At 45.7% G+C, this 11819-nt stretch carries 12 protein-coding genes; 3 read left to right on the top strand and 9 right to left on the bottom strand.

Annotated elements, in window-relative coordinates:
• Positions 1 to 323 precede the first annotated feature (323 nt).
• Positions 324 to 497, bottom strand: coding sequence for a DUF362 domain-containing protein (locus GT1_RS08750; protein WP_075755888.1), 174 nt, complete (start codon positions 495 to 497; stop codon positions 324 to 326).
• A gap of 222 nt (positions 498 to 719) precedes the next feature.
• On the opposite strand from GT1_RS08750, the gene GT1_RS08745 reads away from it, so the two are divergent.
• Entirely contained in the window at positions 720 to 2273 is a 1554-nt protein-coding gene (locus GT1_RS08745) for a glycoside hydrolase family 26 protein (protein WP_188398385.1), read from the top strand.
• A 3-nt stretch (positions 2274 to 2276) separates the two neighbouring features.
• Here the strand turns inward: GT1_RS08745 and GT1_RS08740 are convergent, their stop codons facing one another.
• Positions 2277 to 3869 carry a diguanylate cyclase domain-containing protein gene (locus GT1_RS08740; RefSeq protein ID WP_188398384.1) on the bottom strand — a complete coding sequence of 531 codons (1593 nt, stop codon included), beginning with the start codon at positions 3867 to 3869 and terminating at the stop codon, positions 2277 to 2279.
• A 176-nt stretch (positions 3870 to 4045) separates the two neighbouring features.
• Here GT1_RS08740 and GT1_RS08735 point away from each other — a divergent pair, with 176 nt between their 5' ends.
• Positions 4046 to 4639, top strand: coding sequence for a ferritin family protein (locus GT1_RS08735; protein WP_075752390.1), 594 nt, complete (start codon positions 4046 to 4048; stop codon positions 4637 to 4639).
• 43 nt (positions 4640 to 4682) lie between these two features.
• Here the strand turns inward: GT1_RS08735 and GT1_RS08730 are convergent, their stop codons facing one another.
• The 7 genes from GT1_RS08730 to GT1_RS08705 all read right to left on the bottom strand — a co-directional run bounded on the left by GT1_RS08730 (position 4683) and on the right by GT1_RS08705 (position 10448).
• A complete protein-coding gene (locus GT1_RS08730) occupies positions 4683 to 5039 on the bottom strand; it encodes a hypothetical protein (RefSeq protein WP_188398383.1) in 357 nt (118 codons plus the stop codon).
• Positions 5040 to 5044: 5 nt separating this feature from the next.
• Positions 5045 to 5704 carry a hypothetical protein gene (locus GT1_RS08725; protein WP_075752386.1) on the bottom strand — a complete coding sequence of 220 codons (660 nt, stop codon included), beginning with the start codon at positions 5702 to 5704 and terminating at the stop codon, positions 5045 to 5047.
• Positions 5705 to 5852: 148 nt separating this feature from the next.
• Positions 5853 to 5984, bottom strand: coding sequence for a hypothetical protein (locus GT1_RS22525; protein WP_255430421.1), 132 nt, complete (start codon positions 5982 to 5984; stop codon positions 5853 to 5855).
• A 218-nt stretch (positions 5985 to 6202) separates the two neighbouring features.
• Entirely contained in the window at positions 6203 to 7048 is an 846-nt protein-coding gene (locus GT1_RS08720; protein ID WP_188398382.1) for a MurR/RpiR family transcriptional regulator, read from the bottom strand.
• A gap of 172 nt (positions 7049 to 7220) precedes the next feature.
• Positions 7221 to 8411: a pyridoxal phosphate-dependent aminotransferase gene (locus tag GT1_RS08715; RefSeq protein WP_075752382.1), complete on the bottom strand. Its 1191-nt coding sequence runs from the start codon at positions 8409 to 8411 to the stop codon at positions 7221 to 7223.
• A 71-nt stretch (positions 8412 to 8482) separates the two neighbouring features.
• Positions 8483 to 9175 (bottom strand): RraA family protein, encoded by a 693-nt coding sequence (locus GT1_RS08710; RefSeq protein WP_075752380.1) that lies wholly within the window; start codon positions 9173 to 9175, stop codon positions 8483 to 8485.
• 34 nt (positions 9176 to 9209) lie between these two features.
• A complete protein-coding gene (locus GT1_RS08705) occupies positions 9210 to 10448 on the bottom strand; it encodes a dicarboxylate/amino acid:cation symporter (RefSeq protein ID WP_188398381.1) in 1239 nt (412 codons plus the stop codon).
• Positions 10449 to 10965: 517 nt separating this feature from the next.
• Here GT1_RS08705 and GT1_RS08700 point away from each other — a divergent pair.
• The gene (locus GT1_RS08700; RefSeq protein ID WP_188398380.1) at positions 10966 to 11817 is read left to right on the top strand and encodes a MurR/RpiR family transcriptional regulator; all 852 of its coding nucleotides are present in this window, start codon (positions 10966 to 10968) and stop codon (positions 11815 to 11817) included.
• Positions 11818 to 11819 lie beyond the last annotated feature (2 nt).

The following is an 11819-nucleotide window of genomic DNA, read 5'->3' as shown; positions in this document are numbered from 1 at the left end:
ACTTTCACAATTACTCACATCCAACTTTATCAACATAATTAAAGTCAGTTTTATAAATTTTACTCTCGTAATCTTTCCTTGTCAACCAGAATTTTCAGATATTATCATTAAAGAAAACTGCTGGCCTGATCCCTGCAACCGTCAATGTTACTGAGGCGTGGGCGGCCATTATGCATAAGCGGAGGTTAAGCACCGGCAGCACAGCGTTGTATGATGGCCGCCCGCGCCGGGGCCCTTATGGTGACGCGCAAACCTTATATATATGCTGTTAAAAACAAAAAAACCAGCCCGAAAGCTGGTTCTTCTTACTTATTTACTAAACCCTATTCGCCCGGATGGATAGCCTCTACCGGACAGACAGCGGCACAGGCACCGCAATCAATACAAAGACCGGGATCAATGTCATACTGAGTATTCCCTTCCGATATTGCCTCTACCGGACATACCGAAGCACAGGCACCGCATTTGATACATTCAGAGTTAATATTATATGCCACGTTTCTTCCCTCCTTTTTCTGGTAAGCCAGCCTTACCATAAATATACTCCTAAATACCCGGCTGCGTCTGTGATAAAAATCATAGTCTTTATCGGAGACTTATAGAATAGTATTTGCACTTTTGCGGCTTTTAGGAGGACTGTTATTAAGGAAATTATTGTGATTTGCGATATAATCATAGTACACTTTCATCCATACCTATATAGATAAAGGAGAACAATTATGTACAAGATTTACCAACTAGTATTAACTATACTTCTATCCGCAGTTTTGTCAATACCCGTACATGCATCTACCATTATCAACGGCGAGTATAGCTCATTGCCGCCAGGCCCTGACGATGATGTCAAGGAAATCCACTATGTTGATGACAACTATGAACGCCTGACCGATTATGCCAACGGCTATTCCCTGCTTGTCCCCCATAATCTGACGGTTGACGCCTCACTCTCACCGGTAGTTACGGTGCTGACAAACGACTCTCTGCACATTGAAATTTTTTATGATAACTTGTCCGGTACGCCGGCTACTGCCAGCGACTATATGAGTTACAGCAACCGGTTTATCAGCAACACCCGCAACCATACCCGGCTGTATGAGGCTACCTACCGGCAAAACGACTTTACTGTTCACCGGTTGCACTGGACGCGCCCCAAGCTCATGCATGCACCTAATGACAAAAACTATTATGCCAGTATCGAGCTGGCGAAAAATAGTAAAGAAGTCTATACTGTTTTTATCAAATCTGCCACACCTATTGAAAATGCCGGGAAAATTGCCGGCAGCTTTACCCTGGTCCCCCGCCAGGGTACACCGCAGATTGCACTGCCGCTGCGCCGGGCACACACACCGCTTAATGCTGAAACCCGCGCCTTTTATGACAAGTATTTTAGTCCGGCAAGCCCGCAGCGTTGGGGGATCTTTGAGCCAGGCGCCCCCCAGACCTTTGAAAAGCTGGATATTTTGGAAGAACAGCTTAACTATACCTTCCCCATCCTGGTACGGTACCAGTCACTTGATGAAAATTTGCCCATTCTCGGCCTAAACTCCGCATACGAACACGGGAGAACCGTCGAGCTGACACTTCAGACCAGCCATGACTTTGTCGATAGTTCGGACGCGATTTATGACATTCTCGCCGGAAAATATGATGACTATTTCCAGCTGTATGCCCGGCAGTTAACAGCCTTCGGCCACCCTGTCCTATTCCGGCTCAATAATGAAATGAACGGTGACTGGTGCTCCTATTCGGCCTTTTACTATAGCAAGGACGCCGAGTTGTATAAAGCCATGTGGCGGCACATCCGCTGCATATTTGATGAAAATGGTGTTGACAATGTGCTCTGGGTATGGAATCCGCATGACTTATCCTTCCCCGACTTTAAGTGGAATCATTACCTGATGTATTATCCGGGAGATGAATATGTCGACATTATCGGCCTGACAGGCTACAATACCGGTACTTATTTCGCCGGAGAAAAATGGCGGGAATTTGACCAAATCTACCCGGAAATTTATAACGAATATGACAGGCATTTTGCCAAACCGTTTATGATTACCGAATTTGGGTCCAATTCGGTGGGCGGCGACAAGGCGGCCTGGATGAAAACCATGTTTGCGCAAATAGGCCTGTTGCCCAAAATCAAGGTGGCAATCTGGTGGAATGGCATTGACTGGGACGCTTCCGGCCAGCCTGGACGCATTTATATTTTGGACGAAACTGAGGAAACAACCGCAACCTTCCGGCAAGGACTGCAGCAGTTCAAGCAGGATTAGCAGCTATGACCGTCCGCGGTTGCGTTTCATTGACCACATGATGAATCGCCGGGCTTCCACCCGGTTCACGGCTTTATGGCTTTCCATATCGCGTTCGGCTCTCTGCCAGACATTCCGCAGATCTTCATCCGCGTCAGCGGCAGCCGTCCCCAGGGTTATGCTTAACGGCACTTCCGGATTGCGCAGGTTATGAAGATCAACATGGTATTTAACATCTTTTTTGATATCTTCAGCCATATCCGGCGAGGCAGCGGGCAGAAGCACAATAAATTTGTCCCCGTCAACACGGGCTGCCATGCACGCTGCACCCGCCAGTGTCTTAACAATATCGGCAGTGGCGGAGATGATAGCATCACCGGCTTTTCTGCCTAAAAAATCATTAATGACTTTCATGCCATTGATACTTAAAACAAGTATCATGCTATCCGGCTGTCCTTTATGGGCAGCTATTATTTTTTCAAATTCCTGCCGGGAGTATAAACCGGTCAGCGTATCAACGGCAGGCAGCTCCGGGGTACTTTTTTTGCCGATAAGCGGCTGCAGCCGATGAAGCGGCTGGGAAACGGGTGTCACTGCCGGTTTATTGTCCGGCAGGGTGGTCACCGCCGGGGCTTGCTGCCCGAATGTTTTTGGTTTATAGGCTTTAGCGGCCAGCGCCCGGTCAATTACGGCTGCCGGTGTTATATCTGCTGCAGTTACAGCAGCCGGTTTGCTGCCGGCCGCAGACTCGCTTGCGGTATCTTTTGCCGAACGCTTGCTGGCCAGTGCCAGTTCCTGCTGCAATATGGCTATTAATTCATTTTGTGTAGTCTCAAACTCCTCTGCCGCCGCCGCCTCCGGGCTTTGCATGCCAACCGTCTGCTCACGGCTAGATTCAAACACCTGCCGTTCTATAGCATCTTCCGGGAAAGCGGCAGCGCGTGCCTGCCAGCGGCGCAAAAACCAGCCCAGCAGCAATAGCGGAATTACTCCAATTAGGTATAAGCTGCCCAGCCAGAAAAACCACCGGCTGAGCGGCGCCTTACCGCCAGGTATGTCCGGAACAAGACCGGCCGCCCTTGCCGCTATGGTTTCCTGCCGAATAACACCATATACAATACCAGTTACCTCTCCGTTCACGGTAACAGGCGCCGCCACTATAGTAACATTCCCGTTCTGCAGCCAGTCGGTCCCCGGGACTTCCCCCTGGTATTCCCGTCCGGCAGCCGCTTCGATAAAATAATTGCTGCCGGCGATATCCCTGCCGGTACGGCCGCCGGTATCTACCTGAACTGTACCGCCAGATTCGGCATACCCCAGTGCCAACAAGCCTGTCTCCGCCGTAATAAAAGAAGCAAGCTCGTCAGCGGCATTTGGGGTTCCGGCAGTAACAGCCGGCAATTTGCTTATACCCCGAATATAGGCGGCCTGGTTTGACAGCCAGGCTGTGGCTGCTACTGCCCGCAGCCGGGCAAGCTCTTCCGCCCGTACCCGGACCATGCTGTCCGCCTGCTGACGCTCAACATAGACCACTCCGGCGATAAAAATAAGCGGCAGCAACACTGCTGCAACCACCAAAAAATTCACATACCTGCCAATCTGATGTAAGTTTCTCATACCATCCTCCTGCCTGTTAACCTATGCTTTATCTGGCCGCCAATTGATTTTTGCCGCAGAAAACAACACTGCAACCTTATTTCCTGTAATATTTCACATGTATTGCAAATTTCCTGCCGTTAACCTCCGGCCCTTATCCGGCATAGAATATATAACAGTACTAGGAGGTGAATACATTGGCTCTTTTCCGTGCCTATAAAAAATCACCTAAAAATAAGGTTTTAGCAGAAACTACGACTGCCGAAACTGCCGACACATGTCCCTGTCACCCGGATTTACTACTTTTGCGGGATGCCGCCGCCGATGAGCGGAACGCTATCGCCTTTTATCTTGAGGCTGCGCGAGGTTCTTGTCTATGCCAGCTGTTTCTGGATATCGCTGCAGACGAAATGCAACACTTTGCCGAACTGATGCAAATGGTTTCCTGTCTGGACCCCGTACAGGCTGAAATATTCAGCGACATAGGTCTTGATGCACTGGTAGCGGAACGCCCGCTGTTTAGACCTAAAAACAAGAATAAGAAAGTCGACGATCCCCAAGGTATCCTGCCTGACCGCAAAGATATGGTAACAGTGAACTTTTTGACCAGGGCTGTAGTCGACGAATTACAGGCCATCAATAAGTATCAGCGTTACATGCAGGCCGCCGAAAAACCTTCCGTAGCACGCCTATTCTGTCACATAATGAATGAAGAAAAAGAACATCTTGCCCAGTTTACTGCTGAGTTGTTCAAACTAACCAATGAACCGTTGCCGTCCGAACACGTGTAGTCCAAAGGCAACATGGCAAACAGAGAGGATAGGTCCTGTAAACCTATCCTCTCTGTTTGCCGCCGCGTTGTCCAGGCTGTTTCCCCGGCTGCTCGGCCTTTACCTTGGCAGGAATGGCTGTGAGCAGAACCTGGTTTCCCTGACAAGAAACTTTTATTTGATAATCAACAGTACCTGCCTTATACATAGTAAGCTTGAGTTCCAGCAAAGCCTTCCCCACAGCCTCTTTTAGTTCCGGCGTAAAATAAGCGCTGTTAATATCGTCTGCCGGCTCCTTCCGGGCAGAGGCAACAGGCCGCCGGACAGGCTGCTCTTCCTCTAACTCAGTCTCAAAGGTTGGCTCTTCCTGCCAGCCTTTAAACATTTCAGCATCACTCAGATTTTTTTTGATTTTGCTCAAAATAATTACCTCCTGGAAAACATACCACTAAATTCTGCAACCACCCCGGCTAATACCGCAATGACCTCCGGGCGGTAATGCTCTCTGAGCGTCCGGGCAATTTCTACCTGGAACGCGTTGTAATTTTTCCCATAGCCCGAATACCGCCGTCCTTCGCCCCAACGATGTGCGGCCAGCGACTGATTGCCCACCCAATGTTTATCAAAAACCACTTTCGTTCCCGGCAAAACAGTCTTCATTCTGGCTTTCAGGGTTTCACCAAACCATTTTCTGACCCCTACAGAACAGGTTTTGCCATAGATGGTTCCCACCTCAATACTTAGCGGGCCATGGAGCTGGTCTTTCATCCCGTGAATGCCAACATGCAGATATGGACTTGCCAGGTTTCTGTCGCCCGGTGCCAACAGTCCCGAATGATAAAGAAACTGGCTGATAACATCCCGGTATTCCCACACAGCTTCATCGTTGCCCTGGCCTGGCGGCCGGTTAAGGTCGGCAATAGTACGGGAAACGGTGCCGATAATACCGGCACAGCCTGTTTTTGCCATAATACCGGTCACAATCTCATCAGTAAAGCGGTCGGCTCTCGGCGAAGCGGCATGCACAGCATCAACATGGCAGCAGCGGCTGCCAAAAGCATATTTAATATAATTGCCGTTTTTCAATAATCCTGCCCTCCTGCAAGGTTTCTCCCAGCGCAAGGATATTTTTTGTTATGCGGCAACCGGATATTCTTCTAATTCTTTACCAATAACAGCAAATCCTGCAAAAAAAAAGCCGGAATTCCAGCTGCCACTGAATTCCGGCTATGAATTATACCGTACCAGACAAACGCATCAGAGTTTGATCGACATTGGGATCAAGACTGCCTAATTCGTTGAATTCTCCTGGATGCAAGTCTTCCTTGCCGGGTTTAATTTCCACATTTTCACGCTTTTTTTCCACCAGTAACACCACCCTCTTAGTTACATAGTTACACTTTATACTATATACACACGTTTTTAATACATGATACAACTACATTTGTTTAATGTCAAGATATAAATTGAGAAACCGGCGTTAAAAAATTGCCTCAATATATAAAAAACGTTTTGTGCAATAACACAAAACGTTTTTTATATATTGTTTCCCGTTATTCCTCTCATGAAATTAGATTTCCAGCTTTAATACAGCTTATGTTTATTCACATATTTATCGATCAGCTCTATTCTGCCTTCACTCCCGGTGTTCTTTTCACTGGCAGCCAATATAATCAAATCAGCAATCCACAACGGTGCTATATAGGAATTGCAAAAGCCCATAGTCTGCACGTAAGCTGTCAATACTATGTCGGCATAAAAAGCTACAGGGCATGTTATTTTATCTGTAATAACTATAATCTCAGCTTTTTTTCTCTGGGCAATTTCAACCAGCGAAAGAGCCATCTCTGTGTACCGGGGAAATGTGAATAATAAAATACAGTCTTTCTCCGTAATATCTGCAATCCTATGTACCGCAGCAACATCTGCATGGAAAATCCCTTGACAATTAGGCAAAAAACAGCCTAGCTTATTTTCCATAAAATGTGCAACCGATGCCGTCCCGCCAAAACCAACAATATATTTATTCCTGCTCTTAATAAGAACATCTGTAATTGTTTCAATAACACCCATATCTATCTTATCATAGGTTTTATTCAGATTTTCCAGCGTGGTCATCAGCAATTCTCCGGCCATATTACTGATATGTCCTCTTTCAATCGCTTTTTTATGCCGTTGCAACGGCGAGCCGGACTCAGATATTTGCTGAACTATATTCTCTTTCATGTGTTTCTGGAAATCAGCATACCCATTAAACCCAAGTGTTCTCACAAACCGTATTATGGATGTGTCGCTTACCCCTATATCAAGCGCTAAATCTGTCGCTGTCTTAAAACAAAATTGATTTTTATGCTCTAAAAAATAACTCGCAATTTTTTCTTCTGTTTTTGTTAATGAGGTTCCTTTGATTTTACTTTCGATGTAATCCACTACCATCCCCCTAACCTATACCAATTTTAGACTATCACAAAGATATCAATTGTGCAACAATTGTACCTCCATAACAAACAAAAGCCTCGCATCCTTTGGCTATGATAACACAGCCAAAAGATACAAGGCTTTGTACTCAATCTTTAAAACACCGTATACCAAAATCCGTTGATCAGCTCAACAGGGCAATAGCGGCTTCAATCCGGTTAAGCCCCTCTGCCAGATTCTCCATTGAATTCGCATAAGAAAACCGCAATTTGTGCTTAGTGTTGAACGCTTCCCCCGGTACTACCGCAATATGAGCTCTCTCCAGCAAAAAGGCTGCAAGCTCCATAGAGCTGTCAATCGTTTTTCCGGCATATGACCGGCCCAGCAGTCCGGAAATATCCGGCAGTAAATAAAAGGCTCCCTTAACCGGGTCACAGGCAAAACCATTTAGTTCATTAAGCCGCTTCTGCATAAAATGCCGTCGTTTATCATATTCCTCCCGCATGTTATACAGGTCGTCCTGCGGCCCGGTTATTGCCGCAAGCGCCGCTTTTTGCGAAACAGAGCAGGCTCCTGAAGTCATCTGGCTTTGAAATGCTTCGATGGCTTTGGCAATCGGTTTGGCAGCGGCAGAATAACCAATCCGCCAACCCGGCATGGCATATGCTTTGGACACCCCGTTGACAATTACACACCGGTCTTGCACCTCAGGCGAGATCGACCCAATACAAAAATGTTTTTCCCCATCAAAAACAAGTTTTTCATAAATCTCATCTGAAATTATATAAAAATCGTGTTTCACTGCCATAGCGGCAAGCTGCCGCAGGCTCTCCTCACTGTATACCGCTCCGGACGGGTTGTTGGGTGTATTGATGATGATCGCCTTAGTGCGTGGCGTTACAGCTGACTCAATGGCCTCAAGATCAAGCGCAAAACCATTTTTTTCATCGACCTTGACTAACACCGATACGGCTCCGGTCAACTTAACCATCTCAGTATAACTTACCCAGCAAGGCACCGGAATAATTACTTCATCCCCCTCGCCGCACAATGCGTACAGGGCATTAACCACTGCCTGCTTTGCCCCGTTGCTCACGCAGATCTGCTTGGGTTCATAGTTTACTCCATTATCAACCTGCAGTTTATATGCCACTGCCTCTTTCAGATCCAAAAAGCCGCTGGCAGGCGGGTATTTGGTAAAATTCTGATTAATGGCGTCAAAAGCCGCTTTTTTTATATAATCCGGTGTGGGAAAATCCGGTTCACCAATGTTAAAGGAAATGATGTCTGTCCCTTGCCGCTTAAGCTCAGCTATTTTTCCGGTTAATGCCACCGTAGGAGAAATTTGAACTTCACGCGCCCGTTTGGAAATCATATTAAACCCTCCCATACTTTTGCGTATTGGTATTCTTGGTTTGCCGCATCCGGCAGGGCAAGCTGCTGCCTTTACCGATAGTAATCATCAATAATCTCGCAGTTCAGCGCTTTTAGAGTTTTATCCACCCAGCTTTTGTCCCGGGGAAGGCCATCCCTGATTCCCTGAAGTATCGCCTGCTCTTTAACCAGCTTTTCCTTAGCCCTTGCCTGTATCGACACAGCATCGGCCGGATTGATGATTACAATACCGTCCGCATCCCCGACCACAATATCCCCGGGGTTGACAACCACCCCGCCAATACATACCGGCACATTGATTTCACCGGGACCGTCCTTGTACGGCCCCCTGGGCGTAACCCCCGCCGCATATACAGGCATATTCAATTCTTGCAATGCCTTGGCATCACGCACCGCCCCATCGACAACCACACCGGCCAGGCCTTTCTTGTCGGCTGTCAGCATCATAATTTCACCGGTTATCGCATTGGCCATATCTCCCTGGGCATCAACCAGGATAACATCTCCAGGCTGGGCCAGTTCTAACGCCTTATGAAGCAGCAAATTATCAGCCACTCTTACTTTCACGGTAAAGGCCGTCCCCAGCAAAGGGCGGGAGTTAAAAGGCTTAATCCGCGCATCCACACAACTGAAGCGATTCATTTCATCAGCAATATTGGCCACCGGTACACCGCTAAAACCTTCCAGCAGCTCTCTGTCGGGACGGTTAATTTTTAAAAAGATTCTGCAGCCTGCGTTTGACATAATTACCTCCTCTTCGCCTTTGAACTGCCCACAGTTAGGCTTCATTTTCCCTCATATATTCTTCATTTGACCAAATGCCTTCACTTTTGCCAATCAAAACTGCCCCTACGATATCGCCAATTACATTCAGCGGGGTATGGACCATATCAATCATCCGGTATATGCCGGCAAGCATACCGGCAATTTCATACGGCAGCCCCATCAGATTCAACATAATAGCGCTCATGACAATCCCGCCACCGGGAATTCCCGGCGCAGCAACAGAAAGCATGGTCGAAATCAGCACAGTTACAACCATTTGCTCAATAGATAACGTAAGTCCATAAAAATCAGCCGCAAAAACAATAAGAATTGCTTTATACATAGCGGCCCCGGTCGAGTTGACGGTACCTCCCAGCGGCAGGCAAAAATCAACAAGCCATTGAGGCAGTTTAAATTTCTTTGTGGCTGTTTCCATCGCCAAAGGCAGGGTAGCCGCACTGCTGCAGGTTGATGTAGCCATAACGAAAACGGCGCCTATATCTTTAAAAGCTTTAATAATATTAATTCTCGCATACAACATCAGCGGCAGGATAAAAACCAGGACTGCGATGATCAGCGCAGCAAGATAATCAGCAAGAATATATTTCATCATCGCACCAAAAACCGAAACCCCGTAAACCGCCACCGCATTGGCCATCAGTGCAAATACGCCAATGGGCGAGTACAGCATGATAATGTCGATAATGTAGAAGCTGACTCTTGCGCCCTGCTCTAATAAGTCTTTAACCGCCGAAGCCCTGTTGCCGAGGCCTACAAGGGCAACCCCTACAAAAATACCTAATACCAAAACCTGCACAATATCGCCTTTAGCCAGTGCCCCCACAAAATTTGAGGGTATCATCATCAGTAAAAAGTCGCCAATACTTGGTGTTTTAACTACTTGGGTGAATGCTTCAGTTGTCGCCATCGTAACACCCATTCCCGGACGAACCAGATAGCCCACGCCTAGTCCAATAACACATGCCACAAATGTCATGCCAACATAAACGACCAGCATCTTAGTGCCTACCCGTTTTAATTTCTGCATATCGCCCATACCGGCAATACCGGTGGTAATCGTACAAAAAATTACCGGTACAATAATCATTCTGATTAGTGTAATAAAAATGTCTCCCAACGGCTTAATAGACTTCGAAAAAGCGGGATACATTAATCCGACTACAATACTAAGAATAAAGGCTATAACTATCTGCGCAGGGATCCCCTTTTTTCCCGTCAAAACGATCTTCATGAATACAACCCCTTCCCGAATTTTGTAATTAGACCGATACACCAAAAAATTCTACCTGCCGCATCTGCCGTTAAACCTGATCCATACCTCCTTGCTAAAGCCGATTTTCTACTTAAACCCGATAACTGCTGCAAATTTATGTTATCATTTTATCGAATAATAGTCAACATTTTATATTTTTGTTGAATTAAATTCAACAAAAATATAAAATGTTGACTATCCTCATATTACGGTTAACCTCTCATTGCTAATTTTTAGCTCCAATATGGCCTTCAAGTTATTCAACAAGTACTACTTGCTACCTTCCTTCAACAATTGCCCGGTTGCTTGTTTAATTATTTGTATTAAATACTATAATATTTAAATAAATTTGTATTAAATACTACAATTGTAATTTTAGAATACTACCTCATTTGCCAAATGTCAAGAATATGACCTGAAAATTCAAAAACATTGCCAATTCATAAATTAAGATACTATAATAGATAACAAAGATATTGGCAGGAGTTAGGATGGTATGATGAAACTAAACATATTGCAAAAAATTCAAAGCAGTACTAATGATTTAACCAAAGCACAGCTTCAGGTTTCTGAATATATTCAAAATAATCTTGTCGAAGCATCTTTTCAAACCCTTGATCAAATAGCCGCAAGTATTGGCACCAGCACCACTACGGTTATGCGCTTTGCTTTCAGTCTAGGCTTTAGCGGCTATTCTGAATTGCAAAAAGAACTGCAAAACTATATCCGGAGAAAGTTATCTCCGGAATCCAGGCTCGAAAAGAACCTGGAAATGGCTAACGAAGCTTCTCTGATAACAAAATGTGCTGAAAAACAGATAGATAACATTAGAAATACCCAGGAAATGCTAACCGAAGAAGTAATTCAAGAATCAATACGACTTATTAAAAAAGCTAGAAGTATTTATTTCTTAGGTGCAAGAACTTCCTTCACCATTGCCTTCTTTTTGTACCAATCTTTGGCCCAGCAGCTGGACAATTGTGAACTGCTGCCCCCGGCAGGGCAAGACATTGATCAAATTTTAAATATTACCACCGATGATTTGATGATTGTAATTAGTCTGCCACGTTATGCCAACTCCACAATAGAAATGGTAAAGGCCATCCGAAAATTAAGAAAGCCATCAATAATAACAATTACTGATGGCTTTGCCGCACCGTTAGTACCGTACTCGGATATTATATTACCTTGTGAATATGACAGCTTATCCTATCACAATTCGATGACGGCACCGCTATATATTGCCGATCTTTTAATAACAGAATTATCGCAAACAGCAAGGTCAAAAGTGACTAAAAGGTTAGCAGACACTGAAGAGCTTGCAAAATTGCTTAATTACCACTATTAATT

It is taken from the genome of Sporomusa sp. GT1 (assembly GCF_014634905.1).
In the GTDB taxonomy this organism is placed as follows: domain Bacteria; phylum Bacillota; class Negativicutes; order Sporomusales; family Sporomusaceae; genus Sporomusa; species Sporomusa sphaeroides.
This window is presented reverse-complemented; position numbering and strand designations above follow the sequence as displayed.